Below are 24,724 nucleotides of genomic sequence, written 5' to 3'. Positions count from 1 at the left end.
GGGTGCGCCCTTGTCCAGCCGCACGGTTGATGCTATCTCTTTCCGCTGTACCTCGATTAGAGGTACAGCGGAAAGAGGGGGATGGATGGCAGGCGCGGCATCACCACCGATGGACCACCGGCGCAGGCTGGTCGCCCTCGCGTACCCGGTCTACTTCGAGCTGCTCGCCGGGGTCCTGGCCGGGATCATCAACATGGTCTGGGTGGCCCGGCTCGGCGGAGCCGCGGTCGCCGCGGTGGCCGTCGCCACGAACGTCGAGAACCTGCTGCTCGGCGTCATCCTCATGGCCGGGTCCGGTACGACGGTCCTGGTCGCGCGGGCCAGGGGGGCGCGGGACCACGCCGGGATACGGTCCGCGGTGCGCGGCGGCTGGGCGCTGTGGGCGCTGATCACACCGGTCGTGGCCGTCGGCGGCTACGTGTGCCGGGAGCCGCTGGCCCGGCTGGTCCTCGGCGGCGGTGACGGGAACGCGCTCGCCCTGACGACCGGCTACTTCGCGATCGCGCTGCCGGGCATGGCCATCTACTTCGCCACGCATGTCGTGGACGGAATCCTCAAGGGGGCGGGCGACACCCGCACTCCGATGCGCCTCTCCCTGCTGGCCAACGGCCTGATCCTCGTCCTGGACCCGCTGTTCATCCTCGGGCTCGGACTCGGGGTGCGAGGAGCGGCGATCGCCACGGTCATTGGCCGGACGACCGCTCTGATCTGCGGCCTCGTGGCTCTGCGCCGCCGCATGCGCGGAGGATCGTGCGATCAGCCGCAGGCGGGCCGCGATCGGCGGACCGTGCTGCGCCGCGTGAGGCGCCTGGTCGGCGACGCGCGCGCCACGGTGGCGACAGGGCTGCCGATGTCCGCCGACTTCGTGCTCCGCATGACCGGCGCGCTCGCCCTGACCGCGGTCGTGGCCAGGATCGGCGTCGGTGAAGTCGCCGCGTACGGCATCGCGACCAAGGCGATGTATCTGGCGACGATGGCCTTCTACTCCGTGCGCCAGGCCGCGGCCCTTCACACCGCCCATCTGCTGGGTACCGGCAGGGACGAGCGGCGGGCCGTCGGGCGTCAAGCGGTTTTCGTCGCTGGGGCGTTGGGGATCGGAGCCGCACTGCTGCTGCTCGCCGCCGGGCCATGGATCATGCGGGCGTTCGGGGCCGAGGGCGCGGTGGCCGACGCGGGGGCGCTCTATCTGCGTTGTCTGGGGCCGTACTTGGTGCTGCTGGCCTGCTTCATCGCGCTGGGCGGGGTGTTCGAGGGCAGCGGCGGGAGTCCGGCCCTCGCCCGCATCACGGGATGCGGGGTGGTGGTGCAACTGGGCCTCGCCCATGCCCTGGTGGGGCTGGGGCTGCCGGGTGTCTGCCTGGCCATGGCGGTGTCCATGGCCGTGCAGTGCGCGGCGGTCGGGCGGCTCTACCGGCGTGCGGGGCGTACGGCTCCGGAACGGCCCGTACGGCGCGAGACGCGGTCGGGCGGTGCCGGGGTCAGTCGCAGAGGCGGCGCGTGGTGAGGGAGCCGCCCGCGTTCTCGTCGTCCGTGCCGAGGGCCGCGAGGTCGGAGCCGGGGACGCACTGCAGCCCCTCGATCTTGTAGCCCTCGAACGTGTCCAGGAGTTCGGGTGACGCGGAGACCGACAGCCTCACCTCTCCCTCGGAGGTGACGGCAAGGCTGCCCGCGTCGCTCACGGCGGAGTCGAAGGGGCCGTCGTCACCGGCGTCGGACGCCGAACTGACCAGCAGCCGCCCCGACTTGGTCACCTCGATGTCCGAGGCGTGGCGCACGTCCCCCTTCGGATACGGCGCACGGAGCGTCGCCTTCTGTACCTCGCCGAACTCCGAGTCACCGTAGGAGCTGATCGAGAACGGGGCCGCGTACAGCGTCGCGGGGCGCTCCTCGCCCTCGCCACGGTCCGCCCAGACCGCAGCCATCTTCCCGTTCCGTTCGGTCAGGGTGAAGCTCTCGAAGTTGTCGCCGGCGCCGATCGCGGGCAGCGGCGTGATGTCGAGGACCTTCGCGGCCTCCCCGGCGTCGGTCAGCTTGACGTGGTAGGCGATCCCGCGGCTGGCGACGGCCACGAACTCGTCGGTCGTGCCCGGCACCGCGTCGACCGCCTCCAGGTCCACCGGCTCGATGCCGTCCTGCCAGGTGATCGCCGCGACCTCGGCGGGACGGCCGACGCGGTGGGTCACCTCCGCGATGCGGTTCTCGCCGGGCCGCTTGTTGTCGCGCACGACGAGGGCGCGAAGATCATCACCCGAACGGTAGGTGACGGTGAGGCCGCTGATGCCGGACTTCACGTCGTCCCCGATCTGGTGCCACCGGCCGGCCTCCGGCTGCGCCGCGGACAGGCCGGTGCCGAACACCATGGCAACTCCCGCGCCCAGTGCGGTCATTGCGGTCAGAAGGGTCTTACGCATGGTCAGGGACCTCTCGCTCGGTGTGCGACGCGCGTAGATTTTCACGGCTTGCCGGACCGTAATGGCCCGGCCGACCGTGAGGCAAGGGAAGTACCTGGATCGGTCTAACCAGCGGACGGTTCACGCCGTCGTGGGCTCGCGGTGTTCCGGCTCCTGCTCGCGTCCGACGGCCCCGACCGCGGCCGTGGTCCCGCGTCCGGGCCGCAGCAGCGCCGCCGCCAGGGCGAGGCCCGCCGCCGCGATGCCCGTGGCCACCCAGAAGGCGAGGCGGTAGCCGTCGGCCGTGGCCGCCACGGTCTGCCCGCCGTCCGCGAGCAGGTCCTCCGTGCGTCCGGCCGCCAGTGTGGTCAGCACGGCAAGACCCAGTGAACCGCCCACCACCTGCGTGGTGTTGAAGAGCCCGGAGGCAAGACCCGCGTCCTCCTCGCGCGCCCCGGACATCGCGAGCCCCGTCACGGCGGGCATCGCCGCCGCGAACCCGGCGCCGAGCAGCAGCATCGCGGGGAGCACGTCGACCAAGTACGAACCCTCGGCGGGCAGACGGCCCAGAAGCGCGAGGCCGGCCGTGATGAGGACGAGCCCGGCGAGCAGCGAGCGGTACGGTCCGAAGCGGCCGATCAGCCGGGCGGACAGGCCCACCATCAGGACACCGATGGCGACGGGCGCGGGCAGGAACGCGAAGCCGGTCTGCAACTCCCCGTAGCCAAGGACGCGTTGGAAGTAGAGCGCGCCGATGTACTGGAAGCCGTACATGCCCGCGATCATCAGGATCTGCACGGCGTTGGCGCCCGTCAGGGCGCGGGAGCGGAAGACACGCAGGCGCAACAGGGGGCGGGCCGCGTGGTGCTGGCGCACGGTGAACGCGGCGAACAGGGCGAGGGAGAGGGCGGCGAGCGCGAGCGTGGCGGGCGTCCCGTGCTCCGCGGAGCCGACGATGGTGTAGACGGTGAGCATCAGGGCGCCGGTGACGAGCGCCGCGCCCGGGTAGTCGGCGCCCCCGGCCAGGCCCGTGCCGCGGTCGGCCGGCAGGACGCGTACCGCGGCCACGAGTGCGACGACCCCGACCGGCAGGTTGATCAGGAAGATCCAGTGCCAGGTGAGGGTCTCGGTGAGCGCGCCGCCCAGAAACGTGCCGAGCGCGCCGCCCGCGGCGCCGACCGCGCTGAACACCGCGATGGCCCTGGCCTGTTCACGCGGCTCCGGGAAGAGCGCCACCAGCATGCCGAGCACAACGGCCGAGGTCATCGCCCCGCCGACCCCCTGCACGGCGCGTGCCGCGATGAGCAGGCCCTGGTCGGTGGCGACCCCGCACAGCACGGACGCCGCGGTGAACACGGCGAGCCCCGAGACGAACATCCGCTTGCGGCCGACGAGATCACCGAGCCGTCCGGCGAGCAGCAGCAGGCCGCCGAAGGCGATGAGGTAGGCGTTCACCACCCAGGCCAGGCCCGGTGCCGAGAAGCCGAGATCGCTCTGGATGGCCGGCATGGCGACGGTGACGATGTTGCCGTCGATGATCGTCATCAAGAGGCCCGAGGACAGCACGGCGAGCGACGCCCGGCGGGAACGTGAGGGGGTGGATGGTTCCTGAACTCTGGCCTCGGACATGAGGAAAACCTCCATGAGCTGCATAGGTGCACGACTTGTAACGGGGCTCATCGTGCGTGACCATGGAGGCCGGGAGAAGGAGGAACTTCAATGTCCCAAGGGAACACCGGTGTTACGGCGCAGGTCGTGAACGCGCAGGCGTGCCCGCTGCGCGAAGTTCTTGACAGGGTGGTGGGGAAATGGAGCATCCCGATCCTGGTCGCGGCGGCCCACGGCCCCATCCGCTTCACGGAACTGGAGCGCAGCATCGAGGGCATCAGCCGCCGCATGCTGACGCTGACCCTGCGGAATCTGGAGCGCGACGGCCTGCTCACACGCACGGTGCATCCGACGGTCCCGCCGAAGGTCGAGTATGAACTGACTCCGGTCGCCCAGGAGTTGCACGGCACGCTGCTGACCCTGACGGGCTGGGCCGAGCGGCACCGCGTGACGATCGCGCGGTCACGCGCGGACTACGACGAGAAGCGGGGGCTGGTGGAGGCCTGACCCCCGCCTCGGACGGCCGCGGGGCCGAACGCCGCTCAGAGGCCGATCACGCTCGGATCGTCCGCCAGCGCCCTGAAGTACTCGCGCGGATCGGCCACCATCCGCCGTTCGTTCAGGTCCAACAGGCCGCCGACGGACTGCACCTCGGCGGCCTTGGTGCCGTCCGCCTTGCGGACGTGCTGCTCGATGCGGAACGTCTTGCGCTCGCCCCAGATGAACGCGCAGGTCACCTCCACCTCGTCGCCCGCGCGCAGCTCGCTGAAGTAGCGGATGGTGTTCTCCAGGGCGACGGGGCCCACCCCCTTGGCGAGCAGATCGGCCTGCTCGATCCCGGCCGCGCGCAGGACGGACCAGCGGGCGTGCTCGGCGTACTGCAGGAAGACGGCCTGGTTCAGATGGCCCTGCGCGTCCGTCTCGTACCCACGGACGCTGATGCTCACGGAAAACGGCTCCGACACGACATTCCCTTCGACGGTTCTCACGGTCACTTCGATGCCCGGCCTCTTCGGGGCGAGGCGAGGAGATAGCGCGTGCCACCGGCCCGCTCGGCGTGTTCGCTGACCTGCCAGCCCGCCGCCTCCAGGACGCCCGCACAGGTGCGCAGGCCCTCCGGCGACGCCTCGTGGACGGCGACGGCCTCGGGCTGTGGGGTCGCGTCCACCCGATAGCCGCCGGCCCCGGGGCGGCATCCCGCGGCTTCCAGGGCGAGCGCGGCGGCCTGCACCAGATGCGTCCGCTCCCAGGCGCAGGGGCGGTCCCGCGCGCTGTCCGGGTTGGTCATGCGACGCATCTCCAGGAGGCCCTCCCAGGCGCTGCGTACGTCGCGTGCGCGGGCCGCCGGTCTTTCGGTGGGTGGCGGCGCGGGCTCGGCGCCGGTGCGGGCGGCGAAGAGGCCGGACGGAGCGGGGGCGTCCGGGGGAGGGCCGGGGGCCTCGGCTGCGGGTGCCTGTACGCCTTCCCGCAGGCGGTGGCCCGTGGGCGTCAGGAAGTAGGCGTGCGGCGGACGGGGGTGCCGGAAGGCGAGGCGGTGGCGCACGAGTCCCGCCAGCTGTGCCTCGCTTCCCGTCAGCCGTCCCGTCGCCGGGTCGGCGGCCTCGATGATGCGCCGCTGCGCGGCTGTCGGCGGCTTCGTCATGCGTCCACCTCTTCCCCAGGTCCTGCTGCCTGGTTCCGATAGTGCCTCGCGCCACTGACAACGGCCGCCGGACAGCGGGTGTCGGCGGCCTGCCGACTCAGCGAAGGGTTCCCGTGGCGGGGTCGACCACCTTGTCGACGACGAGTTCGAGCGTGCGCCGGTCGTCGTCGGCGCTGCCGCGCTCGTCGGGCGTGCCCGGGTAGGTGTCGAGCAGCACGTCCGTGGCGCCGAGCTCGGCCAGCGTCTCCAGGTCGGCCCGGAGCTGGTCAAGGCTGCCGTGCCCGAGGGGGCGGTCGGCCGTGTCGGGTTGCGCGGTGAGCTTGAGCTGGAGGCGGGGCACGAGGTCGGGCGTGGGGCGCCCGGCGGCCTCGGCCTCCGCCGCGATGCGGGGCAGCGCCGTCCGCAGGAGGTCGAGGGTCGGCATGAACGGGTGCCAGCCCTCGCCGAGGCGGGCCGCGCGGCGCTGGGCGGCGGGGGAGTTGCCGCCGACCCAGACGGGCAGGTGCGTCGCCGGGGCAGGGGCGTTGCGGATGTCCTCGTAGGCGACGTATCGGCCCTCGAACGAGGTCGTCTCCTCGGCCCACGCGGCGCGTATCGCGGTGAGGTACTCGTCGGTGAGGGCGCCGCGCTCCTCGAAGGGAACGCCGAGGGCCTCGTACTCGGCGCGGGACCAGCCGACACCGGCGCCGAGGATGAAGCCCGCTTCGTTGAGCTGGTCGATGTTGGCGGCGAGGCGGGCGGTCTGGAGCGGGTGGCGGTAGGGGATCACGGTGATCGTCGTGCCGAGCCGCAGCCCCGGTACGCGGCCGGCGAGATGCGCGGCGAGCACGAACTGGTCGTAGAAGGGGGCCGGATAGACCGCGTGCACGTCGGGGGTGACCGTGATGTGGTCGGAGATCATCGCAAGGCCGAACCCGAGGTCACGGGCGTCGGTCGCCTGGCGGACGAGGGAGTCGGGGGTGGTGCCGGAGCCGAAGTTGAGGAGATTCACGCCGTATCGCATGGCGGCAAGTCTTGATGATCTTCGGGGTGCGTGTCGAACCGGGCCGGCCGGCGAGACCGGCCGGCCCGGACCGGTGCTACTTGCTCATGGCGAAGCGCATCAGGGCCTGCTCGTCGCCCTGCTTGATCTTGCCGGTCTCGTTGATGACCTGGAGCTTCCAGGCACCGCCTTCGCGGACCGCCTTGGCCACGGCGCAGCCGTTGTCGTTCGTGAGCAGGCTCGGCCAGATGTCGGCGACCTGCTGGGTGCTGCCGCCCGTGGCGTCGTACACCTTGAAGCTGATGTTGCGCGCGTTCTGGAAGGCGCTGCGCTTCTTGTACGCGGCGGCGACGAACACGATGGACGTGATGTTGTCCGGCACGCGCTCGAACTCGACGGTCACCGTCTCGTCGTCGCCGTCACCCTTGCCGGTCTGGTTGTCGCCGCTGTGCACCAGCGAGCCGTTGCCCAGCGGGTCGAGCGAGTCGAGACCGGCGAGCCGCACCGGGTCCGCCCCCGCCATCGCGATGGCGATCAGGTCGAGGTCGGTGCCGGCCTTCTGCCGGAGCTTGCCCAGCACTCCACCGCTGCTGCCGACGGTGGGGTCCCACGACACACCTATGGACAGACGGGTCACGCCGCCCAGGTCCGCAGGTCCGTCTTCCTTCTTGAGCGTGATCATTCGCGATCCTTCTTGGTGGTGAGAGAGCTGTGGTGAGAGAGCTTTATGGGACAGAGTGTGCCTGGTTTTACGGACGAATGTTCCAGCTCGCCACCACTGGGCGGCCGTGCTCCGTGCTGAGACGGCAGACCGTCCCCGTCGCCAACTGGAACAACGCGCCGCCCGACACCGGCAGTCCGAGGCGGCGCGCCGTCAGCACGCGCAGGAAGTGGGAGTGCGCGAAGAGGACCACGCTGCTCTCGTAGTTGGCCAGCGCCGCGTCGACCTTGGCCAGCATCCGGTCGGCCCGCTCGCCGATCTGCTCCGGGGTCTCACCGGGGTGCTCGGCGGGGCCCGGGGCCACTCCGTCCGTGAACAGATACCAGTCGGGGCGGGTGCGGTGGATCTCCACCGTCGTGACCCCCTCGTACGCCCCGTAGTCCCACTCGCCCAGGTCGGGGTCCACCCGGGCGTCCGGGAACCCCGCGAGCTCCGCCGTCTCCCTGGCCCGCGTCAGGGGGCTCGTGAACGCCGCCCCGATCCGGAACCGCCCCACCAGCGGTGCAAGCCCCCGCGCCTGGTCCCTGCCGTTCTCGGTGAGCGGGATGTCCGTCCAGCTGGTGTGCCGGCCGTTCATCGACCACTCGGTCTCGCCGTGCCGGACGAGGAGCAGGTCACCCATGGTGCGGAACTTCCTGTCTTTCGGGGGTCTACGAAGGGTCTGTCGAGGGTGGCAGGACCGGCGAAGGGCCGGTCCGGCCACCCTCGAGACTAGATCCCCGCAGGTACGCGTGCCGGGCGGCCCGACCCGCGCGTCAGGCAGTAGCCCCCGATGCCCGCGAGGGCGCCGAGCACGCCGCCGCCCGCGGTCCACAGCCAGCGGGACGACCACCAGGCCGACGCCCAGCCGTCCTCCGGCTCACTGGACTCCGCCGCCCTGTCGGTGCCGATGCCCGGCACCAAGGGCTTCGCCAGCGAGCCGTCCACCGCCTGCGCACCGCCCGCGTCGCTCGACGTCACCTTCGTCGCGGCCCGCATCGGAAGACCCAGGTCGTCCGCCTTGAGGCCGGTGACGGTCAGGCGCGCGTAGTACGTGCCGGGCAGCGGGTCGTTGGCCCACGGCTCGGCCGACGCGCGCACGGTGCGCAGCGTGCAGGACAGCTCGACCGTGGCGGCGTCCTGCGCGACCGTCTTCGTCTGCGCGCCGAACCGGCACGCCTGGCGGCGCCGCAGCCCGTCGTACACGTCGACCTGCCAGGTGGAGTCGCCGTGCCTCGCGGCGTCATCGGGGAGCTTCACCGTGGCGTGCACGGTGGGGCGCTGTCCGATGTCGGCGGGGAACGCCCAGTACAGGTAGTCGCCGGTGGACGCCTCCGCCGTCGCCTCCTGGTCCCTCTGGATCGGCGTCGCCGTGCGGAAGGACGTACCGGCCTCGGTGGGTGCGGCGGGCTTGTCGTCCCCGTCGTCGGGGCCCGCGGCGTACGCCGCGCCCGCCGTCCCGGCCAGGGCGAGCAGGGCGGCACCGGCCAGCACGCCGGCCCGGCTCAACACGCGTGTCGTACGCATCAGTTGGTCCTCCAGACCGCGAAGCGCCAGCGCGAGAGCCAGCCCCAGACCAGACCGGCGACGAAGCCGGTGAGGATCAGCACGCCGAGCAGCCACCAGCCGTTGCCCAGGCCGAAGGACGCCACGTCCGAGGCCTCGTCGGGCGCGTCCACCAGGTCGACGGCGAGCTCCACGGGCAGTCCCGGGGTCGTCTTCACGGAGGAGGGCGCCGAGTAGGAGTTGCTGACCTGAAGACACACGGTCTCGGCGGCGGGCTCGCCGTCGTCGTCACCCGCGCCCTCGTCGTCGTCCGACTCCGGCTTCGGATAGCGCAGGCCGGTCGAGATCACGTCCGTACGCCCGTCACCCGCCTCGGAACCCCGCACGATCTCGCGGCCGTGCACGGTCGAGGCCCGCAACAGCACCCCGTAGTCCTTGTTCACCGCGCGGTCGGCGCCGACGCTGACGGAGGCGCGCAGCTCCTGGCCGGGCCTGACGTCGACGCGGTACCAGCGGTGCTCGCCGAACTTCTCGCGGTCGGTGTAGACACCGGCCTTCAGCTGGGGGGCGTCGGTGCACTGCGCGGCGCCCTCGGTGGCCACCGGAGTGGCGACGGGGTCCGCGGCGCGGTCCACCAACTGCTTGACGCGGCCGGAGAGTTCATCGGTGTGCCGCACCGACGTGTACGTCCCGCCGGTGGCCTCCGCGATGCAGCTCAACTGGTCGCGGGTCTTGGCGTCCGGCACCAGGCCCAGCGTGTCGACGGTGAGATGGATGCCCTCGGCGGAGATCTTGCGGGCCACCTCGCAGGGGTCGAGCGGCTGGCAGGTGTCCTCGCCGTCCGAGATGAGGACGATCCGGCGGCTGCGCTCCTCGTTGTCGTCCTTGAGGTCGTCGGCGGCCTTCAGGAGCGTGGGGCCGATCGGCGTCCAGCCGGTGGGCGCGAGCGTGGCCACCGCGGTCTTCGCGTCGGTGCGCCCCGCGCGGTCCAGCTCCGCCACCGGGTAGAGGAGCTCGGTGTCCTTGCACCCCGTCTTGCGGTCGTCGCCGTGGTAGTTGGCGCCCAACGTGCGTATGCCGAGCTGCACTTCGTCCGGCGTGGCGTCGAGCACCTCGTTGAACGCCTGCTTCGCCGCCGCCATCCGGGACTTGCCGTCGATGTCGCGGGCACGCATCGAGCCGCTGACGTCGAGGACGAGCTCGACCTTGGGTGAGGGCTGCGCGGGTTCGTCGTCACCGTCGGAGGAGGCGGCGGCGGGGCCCGCCGTGCCGAGCCCGGCGGTCAAGGCGGCGAGCAGGGCGAGGGCCCCGGCCGCCGACCGATGTCTTGTGATCATCGCCGGATCTTATTGATCTTGGCGTGCATACCCAAACCGGCGGGTGGGTATGACCCTTCACCGCCTCGGCCCGAGCCCCGGCTGGCTGCAGCGGGCCCCGGTTCAGCGCCTCAGCTCACGGCCCCCGAACGCCCCGCCCCCGTCGGCCTGCTTCCACCACGTCTCCAGGGCCGTCTGGTCCATCGTGTGCCACGCGGGTGTCTCCTCGACGAGCGCGCGGCCGAGACGCCGCCCCAGATCGACCATCGCCGCACCGGCGACGCTGCGGTCGGTGTCGTACGTGTCGAGTGCGTCCGCCCAGGTCGTGGCGGTGGCGAAGGCGGACTCCAGGACCGTCGCGTCCTGCAGCGCCTTGACCGCGCCCGCCCCGGTGTGCGGCCGGGCGACGGTGGCCGCGTCGCCCGTCAGGAGCACGCGGCCCCTGGTGTAGCGGGGCGCCGTGTAGTCGTACATCGGCTGGAGGAAGAGCTCGTCGGGGGTGGTCGTACGGATGAGGTCGCCCCAGTAGGGAGGCAGCAACTCGTCGCACACGTACGTGAGATGCGAGGCGAGCGCCTCCGTGAGCCCGCCGGGCGGCAGGCTGGTGGGGGCGGTGAGCCGCAGGTCGACGCCGAGTCCGAGGTCGAGGCCCGGGGGCGGTGTCGTGTAGAGGACCCAGTTGACGCGGTGGCCGCCCTCCCCGTCGGGGATGCGGTAGACGATGACATGGCCGCCGGGGAAGACGACGTACGCGCAGTCCTCCTGGGCCCACAGCTCCGGGTCCGGCAGCCGGTCGGCCGGGAAGGCGCCGCGCCAGGCGAGGTAGCCGGCGTAGGCGGGACGTACGCCGGCGAACACCCTCGCACGGACCACGGAGCGATAGCCGTCGGCACCGATCACGAGGTCGAACCGCTCCGTGCCCTCCGCGCCGACCACCTCGGCACCCTCCGCGCCGGGTCGCACCTCGTCCACCGCCACGCCCGCGCGGAAGGTCACGGAAGCGGGCACGCGGCCGCGCAACTCACGCCACAGCGGACCCCAGTTGTACGTACGGAAGGCGAACGGCATCGCCCCGATCTCGTGCCCGAGCGGCCCCGCCGCCGACCCGTCCCGCACATACCAGCGGCGCCGCTCCAGCTGCACCCACGGCATGTCCGCGTCCAGGTACCCGGCGGAATCCAGCTCCGCGTAACGGGAGTTGTGCACCGCGAGCCCGACCCCGCGGTCCGCCAGGCGCTCCGCCGCCCGCTCGTACACGGTGATCTCCGCGGCGCCACCGCGGTACGCGGCGAGTGCGGCGGCGCATCCGGCGATGCTCCCGCCCACGACGGCGACCCTGCCTCCACGCATCATCGCGCCATCCTGGCAGCAGGAATGACCCCCTGTCAGGGCAGGGACACCCCACGGCCGGCGAAGAACGGTGCGAAGTCCGAAAGTGACAGGTCCGCCGTCCGTGTCCCGGCGTCGATCCCCGACGGGTTGTGCAGATGCAGGCCGCCGTCCGCGGAACGCCCCGTGACCAGCACCAGGTGACCGCCCCGGCCGGGCGACGGCCGGTGCGGGCGGCGGATCTCGTAGTGCACCGAGACCATGACCGAGTGGCCCTCGTCGAGCAGGCCGGTGATCTCGTCCACCGTGAGGTGCCGGTGGACCGTGGCGTTGACGCCGTGCACGTCGCGCACGTACTCCGCGAACGGGGCGTAGATCAGCCCGCGGATCGTGCCGTCGGCGTCCTGCGTGTACGCGCCGTACTTCAGCGCGCCGTCCCGCAGCTCGAAGAGCGAGGGCGCGGACGGGCCGAGCGCCATCCGCAGGCAGGTCAGGCCGCACAGATGGCCGCACCAGCGCGCGTAGTCGTCGAGGGTGCCGGCGCCCGACTCCGCCCAGGCGGGGTCGGCCGCTCGGTCGAACCCGTCGTACACGATGGGCCCGACGAGATCGGGCGAGGCGAACTGGGTCAGAGAAGGGACCCGGCAGGCTGAGCAGAGAGACACACGACCCCCGTCGTCCGGTGGCGTCACCGGTCACATCACTGGCGGTAGCCGCTGAGGAAGCGGCCGATGCGGCTGATCGCCGCGTCGAGGTCGTCAGCGTAAGGGAGCGTCAGGATACGGAAGTGGTCGGGGCGCGGCCAGTTGAAGCCCGTGCCCTGGACGACCTGGATCTTCTCCTGGAGCAGCAGGTCGAGGACGAACTTCTCGTCGTCGTGGATGGCGTGGACCTTGGGGTCGAGGCGCGCGAAGGCGTACAGCGCGCCCTTGGGCTTCACGCACGAGACACCGGGGATCTCGTTCAGCTTCCGCCACGCCATGTCGCGCTGCTCGTACAGCCTGCCGCCCGGGACGGTGAGCTCGCGGATGGACTGCCGCCCGCCGAGCGCGGCCTGGATGGCGTACTGGGCGGGGGCGTTGGGGCACAGCCGCATGGAGGCGAGCATCGTCAGGCCCTCCAGGTAGCTCTTCGCGTGCTGCTGCGGGCCCGTGACGACCAGCCAGCCCGAGCGGAAGCCCGCCACGCGGTAGGTCTTGGAGAGCCCGCAGAAGGTCAGCACGACGAGGTCGGGGGCGAGCGCGGCGACGCTGTGGTGCACGGCGTCGTCGTACAGGATCTGGTCGTAGATCTCGTCGGCGAACACCATCAGGCCGTGGCGGCGCGCGAGGTCGAGGATGCCCTCCAGGATCTCCTTCGGGTACACCGCGCCCGTGGGGTTGTTCGGGTTGATGATCACGACGGCCTTGGTCCGGTCGGTGATCTTCGACGCCATGTCGTCCAGGTCGGGATACCAGTCCGCGGACTCGTCACATGTGTAGTGGACGGCCTTGCCCCCGGAGAGGGTCGTCACGGCGGTCCACAGCGGGAAGTCCGGGGCGGGGATGAGGACTTCGTCGCCGTCCTCCAGGAGCGCCTGTACGGCCATGGTGACCAGCTCGGAGACGCCGTTGCCGAGGAAGACGTCGTCCACGGAGACCTCGTCGAGGCCGAGCGCCTGGTAGCGCTGGGCGACGGCGCGGCGGGCCGAGAGGACGCCGCGCGAGTCCGTGTAACCGTGCGCCTGGGGCAGCATCCGGATCATGTCCTGGACGATCTCCTCGGGCGCCTCGAAGCCGAAGAGCGCGGGGTTGCCGGTGTTCAGGCGCAGGACGCTGTGGCCCGCCTCCTCCAGGGCGTTGGCGTGCTCGATGACCGGACCCCGGATCTCGTAACAGACCTCGCTGAGCTTGCTGGACTGCCGGAACTCCATGCGCTGTGCCTCCCGTGACGTGAGTTACTTGGTTTTACCAAGCTGGAGCTTGGAAAGTCCAACAACTTGCATAGACTGTGCCGCATGGGTCGCACGCCACCTGCCGCCAGGTCCCGCCGAAGCTATGACCAGTACTGCGCCGCCGCCCGCGCCCTGGACGCCGTGGGAGACCGCTGGACCCTGCTGATCGTCCGCGAACTCCTGGCAGGGCCGCGCCGCTACACCGATCTGCACGCCGACCTGCCGGGCGTGAGCACGGACGTCCTGGCGTCCCGGCTCAAGGACATGGAGCGCGAGGGCCTGACGACGCGCCGCCGCCTTCCGCCGCCCTCGGCCGCGTACGTCTATGAACTGACCGAGCGGGGCCGCGCGTTGCTGCCGGTCCTTCAGGCGCTCGCCACCTGGGGCGCACCCGCCCTCCAGGAGCGCGCCCCGACGGACGCCGTCCGCGCCCACTGGTTCGCGCTGCCGCTGCTGCGGGTCCTTGCGGGGCTCGGGGTGGAGGGGGTGGTCCAGGTCCGTCTGGACGAGGGGGAGTTCCACGTACGGGTGGGGGGCGGCGCCGAGTCGTACGGCGACGGGCCCGCCGCCGAAGCCCCCGACGCGCTCCTCACCCTGGACGCGGAGGCCTGCGTCGAGGTGGGCCGGGGCGCGCTGACGGTCGCCGAGGGGGTGCGGGCGGGCCGCATCGAGGTGTCCGGCGAGGGCGTCCTCGGGAAGGCCCTGCGCGCGTACTGACCCGGCGAAATCGGATCGTGGTCGGGCCGCCTGCCCGCATACAGTTGCCGGTGTGCTGCGTGAAGTGACTGCTGTCCGGTATGTGAACCCCCTGCGGGCCGGGGGCTCCGTGCCCGGCGTCGTCGAGACCGACGACCTGGGGACGTACGTCGTGAAGTTCACCGGGTCGGCGCAGGGCCGCAAGGCGCTGGTCGCCGAGATCATCGTCGGCGAGCTGGCCCGCCGCCTCGGCCTGCGCTTCCCCGAGCTGGTCCTGGTCCACTTCGACCCGGCGGTCGCGGCCGACGAGCCGCACCAGGAGGTGCAGGACCTGCTGCACGCCAGCGCCGGGCTCAACCTCGGCATGGACCTCCTGCCGGGCGCCGTGGACTTCACCCCCGAGGCCTTGGACGTGGACCCGCTGGAGGCGGGCAAGGTGGTGTGGCTGGACGCCCTCACCGCGAACGTCGACCGCACGGTGCACAGCTCGAACCTGATGATCTGGCCCACGTCCGGCCTCCAGCAGCCGAGGCTGTGGCTCATCGACCACGGCGCGGCCCTGGTCTTCCACCACCGCTGGGGCGCGTCGGCGCCGGACAAGGTGTACGACTTCCGGCACCACGCGCTTGGCGGGTACGGGCCGGACACCCGGGCCGCCGACGCCGCCCTGGCGCCGCTCGTCACCGAGGGGATGCTCCGTGAGGTGGCCGCGCTCGTGCCGGACGCGTGGCTGGCCGATGAGCCCGGCTTCTCGTCACCCGCCGAGGTGCGGGACGCGTACGTCGACTTCCTGCTGACCCGCGCGAGGGCCTCTGCGGCTTGGCTGCCGGTGGACTTTCCCAGTCGGGGGGAGCTTGCCGCCGTGGATGCTCGGCGCGCTGCCGCTACCGAGCGGGGGCGGCCTGCCTGGCTCAAGCGGGTGCCCGATCTGCATGGGAAGCCGCCGGCCGAACAGGACTGGTCGCGGCACATCGGTTAGTACGTGCGGGCCGTCGGGGGCTGGTCGCGCAGTTCCCCGCGCCCCTGAACAGCAAAGCCCCCGGCGCTGTGCGGTGCCGGGGGCCTTGCGATGTCTGCGGTCGGGTCAGCGCAGCTGCTCGTATGCCGGGAGGGTCAGGAAGTCCGCGTAGTCCGCGTCCAGGGAGACCTGGAGGAGGAGGTCGTGGGCCTGCTGCCACTTGCCGGCCGCGAAGGCCTCCTCGCCGATCTCGGCGCGGATGGCGTCCAGTTCGGCGGCGGCCACCTCGCGGGCCAGGTCCGCCGTCGCGGTCTGTCCGTTCTCGAAGACGACGCCCGCGTTGATCCACTGCCAGATCTGCGAGCGCGAGATCTCGGCGGTGGCCGCGTCCTCCATGAGGTTGAAGATGGCGACGGCGCCGAGGCCGCGCAGCCACGCCTCGATGTAGCGGATGCCGACCTGGACGGCGTTGACCAGGCCGTCGTACGTGGGCTTCGCGTCGAGCGAGTCGATGGCGATCAGGTCACCGGGGGCGACCTTGACGTCCTCGCGCAGGCGGTCCTTCTGGTTGGGCTTCTCGCCCAGGACCGCGTCGAAGGACTTCATCGCGATCGGGACCAGGTCCGGGTGCGCGACCCAGGAGCCGTCGAAGCCGTCGCCGGCCTCGCGGTCCTTGTCGTTCTTGACCTTCTCGAACGCGACCTTGTTGACCTCGGCGTCCTTGCGGGACGGGATGAACGCCGCCATGCCGCCGATCGCGTGCGCGCCGCGCTTGTGGCAGGTGCGGACGAGGAGTTCGGTGTACGCCCGCATGAAGGGGGCCGTCATCGTCACGAGGTTGCGGTCCGGCAGGACGAACTTCGAGCCGCCGTCACGGAAGTTCTTGACGATGGAGAAGAGGTAGTCCCAGCGGCCCGCGTTCAGGCCCGACGCGTGGTCGCGGAGCTCGTAGAGGATCTCCTCCATTTCGTACGCGGCCGTGATCGTCTCGATGAGGACCGTGGCGCGGACGGTGCCCTGCGGGACGCCGACGTAGTCCTGGGCGAAGACGAAGATGTCGTTCCAGAGGCGGGCCTCCAGGTACGACTCCGTCTTCGGGAGGTAGAAGTACGGGCCCTTGCCGAGCTCGATGAGGCGCTTGGCGTTGTGGAAGAAGTACAGGCCGAAGTCGACGAGCGCGCCGGGGATCGGGGTGCCCTCGAACTGCAGGTGGCGCTCGTCCAGGTGCCAGCCGCGCGGGCGCATGACGACGGTGGCGAGCTCGCCGGCGTCCTTGAGGGAGTACGACTTGCCGCTGCGGTCGTCCGTGAAGTCGATCCGGCGCTCGTAGGCGTCGGTGAGGTTGAGCTGGCCCAGGATCACGTTCTCCCAGGTGGGGGCCGAGGCGTCCTCGAAGTCCGCGAGCCAGACCTTGGCGCCCGAGTTCAGGGCGTTGATGGTCATCTTGCGGTCGGTCGGCCCGGTGATCTCGACGCGGCGGTCGTTCAGGGCGGCGGGGGCCGGGGCCACCTTCCAGGAGTCGTCCGCGCGGATCGCGGCGGTCTCGGGAAGGAAGTCGAGCGTGGAGGTGCGGGCGATCTCGGCGCGGCGCTCGGAGCGGCGGGTGAGGAGCTCGTCACGGCGGGGCGTGAAGAGCCGGTGCAGCTCGGCCACAAAGGCGAGGGCCGCGTCGGTGAGGACCTCCTCCTGCCGCGGCAGAGGCTCCGCGTCGACGATGGCCAGCGGGGACTGCGCTGGTGCGGACATGAGCTGTCACTTCCTTCAGCGAGCTTCACAGGTGGTGCCGCGGCGGCCGCCGGGCCTTCGCAGTGACACTCAGTGCCACAGGAGCCGAGATACGGCCGTGGACCCCACATGAGGGAACGGGTGCTTCTGAACAGTGGATACTAGTTTCCTCATAGTGGAAGTTCAATCGTCTGTTGATGTCGAGATTCTCTTCATCGACAGAACGTGTCGCTGGGTGCCATGCCGGTCACTCAAGGTGGATCAGGTCGGCGGGGGTGTCGATGTCGTACGCCTGGGCCACGTCCCCGCACTCGACAAGTGTGATTTCTCGCGTGTGTTCCTTCAGATAGGCGCGCGCCCCGCGGTCGCCCGTCGCGCTCGCGGCGATGCCGGCCCAGTGGTCCGCCCCGAAGAGCACCGGGTGCCCGCGCTCGCCGTCGTACGCGGCGGCCGCGAGGGTGGCGGGGGAGCGGTAGGCGGCGTGCACGCGGGCCACGGCGGTGGGGCCGATGCCGGGCTGGTCGACGAGGGAGACGAGGGCGGCGTCCGGGGTGGCCGCAGCGTTCCCGGCGTCGCGGAGGGAGGTGAGTCCGGCGCGCAGCGAGGAACCCATCCCCTCCTCCCAGTCGGGGTTGTCGATCAGCACGCATCCGGGGAGATGGGCCTTCGCCCGTACGACATCGGCGTCCGCGCCGAGCACCACGTGCACGCGTGTGCAGCCGCCCTCGCGCAGTACGCGGACCGCGTGCTCCACGAGGGGCCGGCCCTGGTGGTCGAGGAGTGCCTTGGGCCGGCCGCCGAGGCGTCGCCCGCCGCCCGCGGCGAGGAGAAGTCCGGCGATCATCGGATTCGTCATGGCTCCTGCATACCGCACCCTGTCCGCGCGGTCCCGGCGGCCGGGGGGCCTCCTGGGGGTGGAGGTGGCGTGTTCCGGCCATAAAGTGGCGCGTCCTGCTTCTCGTGGCGTTTACTGGCCCGCGGCCCTCAGGCGTCTGACCAACGCCGGCCGGGGTCGGCAAGATCTGAACGAGTACGTACGTACGCACGGCATCGTGCGAGGGGGAGCGCTGTGTTGCGGAGCGTGGGGCAGAGGCGAGTGACCGGCAGAGACGAGGATCCGCGAGTCGCGGAGTTGCGCACGGCGGTGTCGCGACTGCGCCGTGCGCTTGCCGCGCATCCGGCCGAGTTCCCGGACCGGGGTATCGCCGAGGACGAGCTCGCGGCGCTGGCCGAGATGGCGCAGAGCGGCGCCCCGGAGGTGCCGAGGCTGCGACGCTCGCTGCTTCTGGTCGCGGGCGCGATCGGCTCGGTCAGCGCGTTGGCCTCCGGCCTGGCTGCGGTCAGGGGAGCGGTGGAACTCTTCGGCGACGCGAGGTAGGCCGCCTGGCCTTGACCGGTGGCTATCACCGGCTCCGCCGAGTTCGTCCTCAAACGCCGGACGGGCTGAGGGTTTCCGTCCTGCCCGTGCCCGCCGGGGCACAGACCTTCACCGGCTCCGCCGAGTTCGTCCTCAAACGCCGGACGGGCTGACACCCCTGCCCCCGTCCTTAGACCCCGGACGCGCTCGAAATCCCTACCCTCCCGTCCACCAGTTCCACCACCCGGTCCGCGACCGTCAGGCGGGCCCGGTCGTGGGTGACCAGGACCGTTGCCGTCTTCCACTCCCGTGTGAGGCGGCCCAGCAGGTCGAGTACCGCGGCGCCCCGTTCGTGGTCCAGTGCGCTTGTGGGCTCGTCGACCAGGAGTGCCGCGGGCTCGTTCATCAAGGCTCGGGCGATGCCCACCCGTTGGCGTTGGCCGCCCGAGAGTTGGTGTGGGCGCCTATGCGTGTGTCCCCCCAGGCCGACCGTGTCCAGTAGCTCCCGGGCTCGCTTCCTGGCCCCGTCCGCACGACCGCGTCCGTCCAGGCGCGCCATCAGTTCCACCTGCTCCAGCGCCGTCAGCGACGGCAGGAGATTCGGTTGCTGGAAGACGATTCCCATCCTGCGCCGCCGCAGCGCCGCGCGTTCCGCCGCCGACAGTGAACCGGTCTCCGTGCCGGCCACCACCACCCGGCCCCGGTCAGGCGTCACCAGCGTCGCCGCCACCGCGAGCAGGCTGGACTTTCCGGAGCCCGACGGGCCGACGACCGCCGTCAGGGTCCCGGCGGGGACGTCCAGGCTCACGCCGTCGAGTGCCGTGAGGCGTCCCTCGCCGTCCGGGTACGTCAGCGTGATGTCTTCGAGGAACAGACTCATCGGGCACTCCCCAGCGCGGTCAGCGGGTCCACGGCGGTGATCCGCCGGACGGAAAGGCCCGCGCCGAGCGCCCCGAGGGCGATCATCACGGCGGCGGGCCACAGCACGGTCGGCGGGTCGAGCACGAAGGGGACGTCCCTGCCACTGATCGCGGCACCGACCACCGCCGCGATCCCCGTCCCGAGCGCCGTACCTGCGGCCAGCATCAGCACGGCCTGTCCGAGGGCGTCCCGGAGCAGGTACGGCGTCGACGCGCCCAGCGCCTTCAACACCGCGATGTCACCGGCGCGTTGAATCGTCCACACCGTGAAGAACGCTCCTATGACGAGCGCGGAGATCACGAAGAGGAAGCCACGCATGAGCTGCAGCGAACCGTTCTCCGCCTGGTAGGAGCCGATCGCGGTGAGCGCGCCGTCGAGCGTCCTCGTCTCCGTGCCCGCCGCCTTGTCCCCGGCCGCGAGGTCCACCCCGTCTCCGGTTCGCAGCGCGATGACCGTGGCCTGGTTCTCCAGTGACGTACCCCGGTGACCGAGCCCCTGCCAGTCGTCGAGCGCGGTCCACACGACGGGCGTGTGGCTGTACGAGGCGTCCGACGCGACCCGCGCGACCCGCTCCTCGACCCGGCTCCCGCCAAGCCGCACCGTGTCCCCGGCGCCGACCCCGAGCTCCGCCGCGGCCTTGCGCGAGAGCACCGCCTCGCCCGGCGCGACGCCCGCCGGCGCGATCCCGGAGTCCGGCTCGACGCCGAACGCGGACACCGCGGCCGAGCGGTCACCCGCGGTGGCGTTGAGGGTGCTGATGCCGATCGGCTCGGCGGACCGTACGCCTGGCTGCGCCGCCCACTGCTCCCAGGCGCGCTGTTCCAGCTGGGAACCGGTGAAGGAGGCGGACTGACCGGCCGGGGGCGCGGCGAACGCGAGGTGGTCGGCCGGGAGGCCGGTGATCGCGGAGGTGTTCTCCCTGGCGAGCCCGGCGGTGAGCCCGGAAAGGAGCCCCACGAGCAGAGTGATGAGTACGACGACGGCTCCCATCAGGGCGAACCGCCCCTTGGCGAACCGAAGGTCTCTCCATGCGACGAACATGCCCCCACCCTCCTTCCGCGCGCACGCCCACGGCATCGCGCCACAGCACGCTTCACCCGAATCGAAGGGGGGAGCCCACGATCAACCTTTCGGTTGAGGGGCCCCGGAGCGGCTCCGCATACGCTGGAAGGTCCGATGAACATCTCCGAAGGTCCGAAGCCCCTGGTGGGCCCTCGCCGGCCCACCCCCGTCGCCCTCGTCCTGCGGCTCTGCCTGCACGCGCTGCTCGCGGGGCTGCTCGCGCTCGCCGCCGTGCGGGCCCTGGCCGACGGCGCGCCGCGCGCCGGGGCCGTCGTGGCGGCCGTACTCGTCGTGGGCGGCGTCTACGTGGCGGGCACGCTCAGCCCGGCCGTGGCGCGGTCGCAGCGGGCGGCAGCGGTGTGGCTCGGCGCGCTCGGCCTGAGCTGGGCGGCGCTGCTCGTCCTGTCGCCGGACGGGCTGTGGACGGCCTTCCCCCTGTACTTCCTGCAACTGCACCTGCTGCCCGTGCGCTGGGCCCTGCCCGCCGTCGCGCTGACCGCCGCTGCCGCCATCGCCAGCTTCGTGTCGCACGGCTCACCCCTGTCGCCCGGCAGCTTCATCGGGCCGCTGCTCGGCGCGGCCATGGCGGTCGCCACCGTCCTCGGGTACGAGGCGCTGTACCGGGAGAGCGAACGGCGCAGGCAGCTGATCGACGAGCTCGTGGCCACGCGGGCAGAGCTCGCCGCCGCCGAGCGCACCGCGGGCACCCTCGCCGAGCGCGAGCGCCTCGCCCGCGAGATCCACGACACGCTCGCGCAGGGCCTCTCCTCCATCCAGCTCCTGCTGCGCGCCGCCCAACGCGCGCTGCCCGCGGGGTCGCCCGCCGCGCCGCACATCGAGCAGGCCCGCGCCGCCGCGCAGGACAACCTCGCGGAGGCGCGGCGCTTCGTGCGCGCCCTCAGCCCGCCCGACCTGGAGCACGGCTCCCTGGCCGGCGCCCTCGAACGGCTCTCCGGGTCCGCGTCGCCCGGCTCCGCCCCGCACGTCCAGTTCACGGTGAGCGGCACACCCGCCGAGCTGCCCACCCCGTACGAGGTCGCCCTGCTCCGCACCGCCCAGTCGGCCCTGGCGAACACCGTCCGGCACGCGGACGCGGGGCGTGCCGAGATCACCCTGAGCTTCATGGACACGTCCGTGTCCCTGGACGTCGTGGACGACGGCCGCGGCTTCGACCCGGCGTCGGCGCCCCGCGGGGACGGCGGCTTCGGGCTGCCCGCGATGCGGGCGCGCGCCCGGTCCCTCGGCGGGACGCTGAGCGTGGAGTCGGCACCGGGCCAGGGCACGGCCGTCGCGGTCACCCTCCCGCTTCCGACGGAGGCCGTTTCGGCGGGGGAATCTCCTACGGAGGCCCGGCGGTGAGCGCCGGGGTGCCGGAGCCCATCCGGCTGCTTCTCGCCGACGATCACCCCGTCGTCCGCGCCGGGCTGCGTGCCGTGCTCGACACCGAGCCCGACTTCACCGTCGCGGGGGAGACGGCGACGGCCGAGGCAGCGGTGGCGCTCGCCGCGACCGGCGGGTTCGACGTCGTCCTGATGGACCTTCAGTTCGGGGCGGGCATGCACGGGGCGCAGGCCACGGCCGCGATCGCCGCCGAGCCGGACGCGCCCCGGGTGCTCATCCTGACGACGTACGACACGGACGCCGACATCCTCGCCGCGGTCGAGGCGGGGGCCGCCGGGTACCTCCTGAAGGACGCGCCGCCGGAGGAGCTGGCCGCGGCGGTGCGGACCGCGGCCGCGGGACGGTCCGCGCTCGCTCCCGCCGTCGCCCACCGCCTCATGGACCGGATGCGGGCGCCCGGGGAGGCCCTGACCGGGCGCGAGCTGGAGGTGCTCAGGCTGGTGCGGGAGGGCCTGTCCAACCTGCAGATCAGCAAGCGGCTCTTCCTGAGCCAGGCCACCGTGAAGTCCCATCTGGTGCACATCTACGCGAAGTTGGGCGTCGACTCGCGCACGGCCGCGGTCGCGGTGGCGACGGGGCGCGGGCTGATCCGGGGCGGTGCGGGCTAGTCAGGCTCCCGCGATGCTCTCCAGCATGCGCCGCTGGTGCCGGTGGCCGATCGTCTCGTGGCCGATCACGGTGACGAAGGGGGCCAGCATGACGACGAGCAGGCACACCGCGATGGCGACACCGGCCGCCGACAGCAGGACCGCCACGGCGAGCACGGCGAGCGTGAGCCCGATGAGCAGCAGGTGGAAGCGGTCCGCGGAGGAGAACAGCAGGGTGTGCAGGAGATAGACCATCAGCAGGTAGAGGCCGACGGGGAGGGCCAGGGACAGGACGACGGCGGCCTCGCCGATCTTCGTGTGGTGTTCCAGGTACAGCCCTGCCACGTGGAGCCCCGCCCCTGCTCCGGCGATGCCGACGTAGAGGGGGATGTGTCCGTAGCCGAAGAGGTAACCGCGGTTGCGGCGGTGGGTGAGGATGTCTCCGAAGGGGGTCGCGAAGTACACCCACCACATGCCGAAGGTCAGACCCACTCCGGCGACGACGACGGCCACGGCGTTCACGCTCCACCGCGTTCCGTCCGCGCCGCCCAGGAGTTCGCCCGACGAGGCGATGGTGCCGACGACGCCTTCGCCGAGGGTGATGATGGCGAACAGGCCGTAGCGTTCGGCGACATGGTGGGGGTGCCAGGGGGTGCCTCCCGCGCGGCCCTGGGTGAGAAGCGGCAGCGCGAGTTCGAGCGCCCCGAGCACGGCGAACGCGACCAGGACGGCGGCGAGCGGCAGCTCGGTGAAGCCGACGACGATCCACCCGGCCTGCGCGATCAGGGTCCAGCGGATGTTGGCCGTCCCGACCTTGTGGAAGGAGGGGGAGTCGCGGCTCGCCCGCCACCACTGCGCCACCATCGCGATCCGCATCACGACGTAGCCGATCACCATGGTCCGCAGTTCGAGGTGGTCGCCCGCGTCGAGGGAGTGGAACATCGCCGGGAGGCCGAGCGCGAACACGACGACGCCGATCATCTGGAGCATCGTCAGGGCGCGGTAGAGCCAGTCGTCGGTGGCGAAGGCGGAGGCGAACCAGCTGAAGCTGATCCAGGCGACGCTGATGGCGAACATCGCGAGCAGGAACGCGAGGGTCGCCCGAGCGGCATGGCCCTCGGCGAGCATCTCGGCGAACTGGGACGCCGCGGTGCCGACGGCGACCACGAAGGTCAGGTCGAACAGCAGCTCGAGCGGTGAGGAGACCCGGCCGTGCTCCTCCGGGTCACGGCCGGTCATCGGTACCAGACGGTGCGCGAGGCCGCTTCGGCCGGCGGCGCTGGTTGCTTCGGAGTCACTCATGCGCCGCATGATGCCTGACGTGGCGTCACCGGCCGGGGGGCGCCGCGCGGGGCGGCACGGAAGCGTCCGGGGGCTGTTCGGGCGCTGTTCGGTGCGGGCTCTTCGGCCGGGGGCGTCCGGTGGGGTTACGCCGCCGGGCCCGAGCTGGCCAGCGCGGCGGACAGTTCCACCGCCACCTCCTGGAGCACCGGAACGATCTTCTCCACCGCGGCCTCGGTCACGCGGCCCGCCGGGCCGGAGATCGAGATGGCGGCCGCCGTGGGGGAGTTGGGGACCGACACCGCAAGGCAGCGCACCCCGATCTCCTGTTCGTTGTCGTCGACCGCGTAGCCCGCGCCGCGGACCACCTCGAGCGCGTCGAGGAAGCCCTCCGGCGTGGTGATCGTCTTCTCCGTGGCGGCGGGCATCCCGGTACGGGCCAGGAGCGCGCGGACCTCGTCCGGCGGGGTGTGGGCGAGGAGGGCCTTGCCGACGCCCGTGGAGTGGGGGAGGACCCGGCGGCCCACCTCGGTGAACATCCGCATGGAGTGCTTGGACGGCACCTGGGCGACGTACACGATCTCGTCGCCGTCGAGCAGCGCCATGTTCGCGGTTTCGCCGGTCTCCTCGACCAAGCGCGCGAGGTAGGGGCGCGCCCAGGTGCCCAGGAGGCGGGACGCCGACTCGCCGAGGCGGATCAGGCGCGGGCCGAGGGAGTAGCGGCGGTTGGGCTGCTGGCGTACGTAGCCGCAGGCGACCAGGGTGCGCATCAGGCGGTGGATCGTGGGGAGCGGGAGGCCGCTGCTCGCGGAGAGTTCGCTCAGGCCGACCTCGCCGCCTGCGTCCGCCATCCGTTCGAGGAGGTCGAAGGCGCGCTCGAGGGACTGGACACCACCGCTGGCAGCGGGCGGCTTGGAGGCGGCGACTTCGGTGGAGGCGTCGCTGGCGCTTGACGTCGGCACGGCGCAGTCCTTTCGGGGCTGACGGGCAAGGCTGCAGCCTACCGGGCGGTTCTTCGCGAGGTCCCTCTGCGGCCCTTGCGTCATCGCCGGTCAGGGCCGTCGAGGGACCGGTCGGGGAGCCTTTGTCCCCTTCTTCGCCGTCACGCCCGGTGATCGTTCGACGGCCCGGTTGTGCGTAGCTACGTTCTGTCCTGTGGAATTCTAATTCCACTTTGTGGAAACGTCCAGTGTGCTCGGGATGGCCTCTTGACGGTTCGGGGTCGGCCGTGAAGACTCTTTCAACAGAACGTTGAATTCCGTTTAGCGGAAACGAATGGTCTGTGTAGCGGAAAAGAACGAATACACAAGCAAGCGATACCCAAGCAACA

25 protein-coding genes are annotated in these 24,724 nt (G+C 71.8%); 7 read left to right on the top strand and 18 right to left on the bottom strand.

Annotated features, from left to right (window positions below; all coding sequences use genetic code 11):
• The first annotated feature begins 85 nt into the window (after nucleotides 1–85).
• Nucleotides 86–1,504, top strand: coding sequence for an MATE family efflux transporter (locus AB0M70_RS11635; protein ID WP_365818970.1), 1,419 nt, complete (start codon nucleotides 86–88; stop codon nucleotides 1,502–1,504).
• On the opposite strand, the gene AB0M70_RS11630 is transcribed toward AB0M70_RS11635, so the two are convergent.
• Nucleotides 1,479–2,411 carry a hypothetical protein gene (locus AB0M70_RS11630; protein WP_365818968.1) on the bottom strand — a complete coding sequence of 311 codons (933 nt, stop codon included), beginning with the start codon at nucleotides 2,409–2,411 and terminating at the stop codon, nucleotides 1,479–1,481. The genes AB0M70_RS11635 and AB0M70_RS11630 overlap by 26 nt on opposite strands.
• Before the next feature lie 120 nt (nucleotides 2,412–2,531).
• Entirely contained in the window at nucleotides 2,532–4,019 is a 1,488-nt protein-coding gene (locus tag AB0M70_RS11625; RefSeq protein ID WP_365818966.1) for an MFS transporter, read from the bottom strand.
• 90 nt (nucleotides 4,020–4,109) lie between these two features.
• Here AB0M70_RS11625 and AB0M70_RS11620 point away from each other — a divergent pair, with 90 nt between their 5' ends.
• Nucleotides 4,110–4,505, top strand: a complete 396-nt coding sequence (locus AB0M70_RS11620; protein WP_365818964.1) for a helix-turn-helix domain-containing protein — start codon at nucleotides 4,110–4,112, stop codon at nucleotides 4,503–4,505.
• Nucleotides 4,506–4,540: 35 nt separating this feature from the next.
• On the opposite strand, the gene AB0M70_RS11615 is transcribed toward AB0M70_RS11620, so the two are convergent.
• From AB0M70_RS11615 to AB0M70_RS11570, 10 genes are all read right to left on the bottom strand, one after another.
• Nucleotides 4,541–4,963, bottom strand: a complete 423-nt coding sequence (locus AB0M70_RS11615) for an acyl-CoA thioesterase (protein ID WP_365818962.1) — start codon at nucleotides 4,961–4,963, stop codon at nucleotides 4,541–4,543.
• A gap of 26 nt (nucleotides 4,964–4,989) precedes the next feature.
• Nucleotides 4,990–5,640 (bottom strand): hypothetical protein, encoded by a 651-nt coding sequence (locus AB0M70_RS11610; protein ID WP_365818960.1) that lies wholly within the window; start codon nucleotides 5,638–5,640, stop codon nucleotides 4,990–4,992.
• A gap of 97 nt (nucleotides 5,641–5,737) precedes the next feature.
• The gene (locus AB0M70_RS11605) at nucleotides 5,738–6,643 is read right to left on the bottom strand and encodes a TIGR03619 family F420-dependent LLM class oxidoreductase (protein WP_365818958.1); all 906 of its coding nucleotides are present in this window, start codon (nucleotides 6,641–6,643) and stop codon (nucleotides 5,738–5,740) included.
• Nucleotides 6,644–6,719: 76 nt separating this feature from the next.
• A complete protein-coding gene (locus AB0M70_RS11600) occupies nucleotides 6,720–7,304 on the bottom strand; it encodes a TerD family protein (RefSeq protein ID WP_363209647.1) in 585 nt (194 codons plus the stop codon).
• A 67-nt stretch (nucleotides 7,305–7,371) separates the two neighbouring features.
• Complete coding sequence (locus tag AB0M70_RS11595; protein WP_365818956.1) at nucleotides 7,372–7,965, bottom strand: histidine phosphatase family protein; 594 nt, start codon at nucleotides 7,963–7,965, stop codon at nucleotides 7,372–7,374.
• Nucleotides 7,966–8,054: 89 nt separating this feature from the next.
• On the bottom strand, nucleotides 8,055–8,849 hold the full coding sequence (locus AB0M70_RS11590) for a hypothetical protein (protein ID WP_365818954.1): 795 nt from the start codon (nucleotides 8,847–8,849) through the stop codon (nucleotides 8,055–8,057).
• A complete protein-coding gene (locus tag AB0M70_RS11585) occupies nucleotides 8,849–10,165 on the bottom strand; it encodes a VWA domain-containing protein (protein WP_365818952.1) in 1,317 nt (438 codons plus the stop codon). The genes AB0M70_RS11590 and AB0M70_RS11585 overlap by 1 nt, the downstream gene beginning before the upstream one ends.
• A 102-nt stretch (nucleotides 10,166–10,267) precedes the next feature.
• Nucleotides 10,268–11,494: an FAD-dependent monooxygenase gene (locus AB0M70_RS11580; protein ID WP_365819787.1), complete on the bottom strand. Its 1,227-nt coding sequence runs from the start codon at nucleotides 11,492–11,494 to the stop codon at nucleotides 10,268–10,270.
• Nucleotides 11,495–11,529: 35 nt separating this feature from the next.
• On the bottom strand, nucleotides 11,530–12,138 hold the full coding sequence (locus AB0M70_RS11575; RefSeq protein WP_365818950.1) for a C39 family peptidase: 609 nt from the start codon (nucleotides 12,136–12,138) through the stop codon (nucleotides 11,530–11,532).
• Nucleotides 12,139–12,173: 35 nt separating this feature from the next.
• Entirely contained in the window at nucleotides 12,174–13,385 is a 1,212-nt protein-coding gene (locus AB0M70_RS11570) for a pyridoxal phosphate-dependent aminotransferase (protein ID WP_365818948.1), read from the bottom strand.
• Nucleotides 13,386–13,469: 84 nt separating this feature from the next.
• On the opposite strand from AB0M70_RS11570, the gene AB0M70_RS11565 reads away from it, so the two are divergent.
• Both AB0M70_RS11565 and AB0M70_RS11560 read left to right on the top strand, forming a co-directional pair.
• A complete protein-coding gene (locus AB0M70_RS11565) occupies nucleotides 13,470–14,123 on the top strand; it encodes a winged helix-turn-helix transcriptional regulator (RefSeq protein WP_365818946.1) in 654 nt (217 codons plus the stop codon).
• A 52-nt stretch (nucleotides 14,124–14,175) separates the two neighbouring features.
• Nucleotides 14,176–15,081, top strand: a complete 906-nt coding sequence (locus tag AB0M70_RS11560) for a HipA family kinase (protein ID WP_365818944.1) — start codon at nucleotides 14,176–14,178, stop codon at nucleotides 15,079–15,081.
• 105 nt (nucleotides 15,082–15,186) lie between these two features.
• On the opposite strand, the gene aceB is transcribed toward AB0M70_RS11560, so the two are convergent.
• Both aceB and AB0M70_RS11550 read right to left on the bottom strand, forming a co-directional pair.
• On the bottom strand, nucleotides 15,187–16,806 hold the full coding sequence (gene aceB, locus AB0M70_RS11555) for a malate synthase A (RefSeq protein WP_365818942.1): 1,620 nt from the start codon (nucleotides 16,804–16,806) through the stop codon (nucleotides 15,187–15,189).
• Nucleotides 16,807–17,032: 226 nt separating this feature from the next.
• On the bottom strand, nucleotides 17,033–17,641 hold the full coding sequence (locus tag AB0M70_RS11550) for a nucleotidyltransferase family protein (RefSeq protein ID WP_365818940.1): 609 nt from the start codon (nucleotides 17,639–17,641) through the stop codon (nucleotides 17,033–17,035).
• Nucleotides 17,642–17,854: 213 nt separating this feature from the next.
• Here AB0M70_RS11550 and AB0M70_RS11545 point away from each other — a divergent pair, with 213 nt between their 5' ends.
• Nucleotides 17,855–18,163 (top strand): DUF5955 family protein, encoded by a 309-nt coding sequence (locus AB0M70_RS11545; protein ID WP_365818938.1) that lies wholly within the window; start codon nucleotides 17,855–17,857, stop codon nucleotides 18,161–18,163.
• A gap of 169 nt (nucleotides 18,164–18,332) precedes the next feature.
• Here AB0M70_RS11545 and AB0M70_RS11540 read toward each other — a convergent pair whose 3' ends face one another.
• Both AB0M70_RS11540 and AB0M70_RS11535 read right to left on the bottom strand, forming a co-directional pair.
• Nucleotides 18,333–19,022 carry an ABC transporter ATP-binding protein gene (locus AB0M70_RS11540; RefSeq protein WP_365818936.1) on the bottom strand — a complete coding sequence of 230 codons (690 nt, stop codon included), beginning with the start codon at nucleotides 19,020–19,022 and terminating at the stop codon, nucleotides 18,333–18,335.
• A complete protein-coding gene (locus tag AB0M70_RS11535) occupies nucleotides 19,019–20,104 on the bottom strand; it encodes an FtsX-like permease family protein (RefSeq protein ID WP_365818934.1) in 1,086 nt (361 codons plus the stop codon). Before AB0M70_RS11535 ends, AB0M70_RS11540 begins: the two co-directional genes overlap by 4 nt.
• A gap of 135 nt (nucleotides 20,105–20,239) precedes the next feature.
• Here AB0M70_RS11535 and AB0M70_RS11530 point away from each other — a divergent pair, with 135 nt between their 5' ends.
• Both AB0M70_RS11530 and AB0M70_RS11525 read left to right on the top strand, forming a co-directional pair.
• Entirely contained in the window at nucleotides 20,240–21,484 is a 1,245-nt protein-coding gene (locus tag AB0M70_RS11530) for a sensor histidine kinase (RefSeq protein WP_365818932.1), read from the top strand.
• Between the two features lie 8 nt (nucleotides 21,485–21,492).
• Complete coding sequence (locus AB0M70_RS11525; protein ID WP_365819785.1) at nucleotides 21,493–22,134, top strand: response regulator transcription factor; 642 nt, start codon at nucleotides 21,493–21,495, stop codon at nucleotides 22,132–22,134.
• Here AB0M70_RS11525 and AB0M70_RS11520 read toward each other — a convergent pair whose 3' ends face one another.
• Both AB0M70_RS11520 and AB0M70_RS11515 read right to left on the bottom strand, forming a co-directional pair.
• Nucleotides 22,135–23,415, bottom strand: coding sequence for a low temperature requirement protein A (locus AB0M70_RS11520; protein WP_365818930.1), 1,281 nt, complete (start codon nucleotides 23,413–23,415; stop codon nucleotides 22,135–22,137).
• A 125-nt stretch (nucleotides 23,416–23,540) separates the two neighbouring features.
• On the bottom strand, nucleotides 23,541–24,356 hold the full coding sequence (locus tag AB0M70_RS11515; protein WP_363209632.1) for an IclR family transcriptional regulator: 816 nt from the start codon (nucleotides 24,354–24,356) through the stop codon (nucleotides 23,541–23,543).
• Nucleotides 24,357–24,724 lie beyond the last annotated feature (368 nt).

It is taken from the genome of Streptomyces sp. NPDC051214 (genome assembly GCF_040682375.1).
Lineage (GTDB): Bacteria > Actinomycetota > Actinomycetes > Streptomycetales > Streptomycetaceae > Streptomyces.
This window is presented reverse-complemented; position numbering and strand designations above follow the sequence as displayed.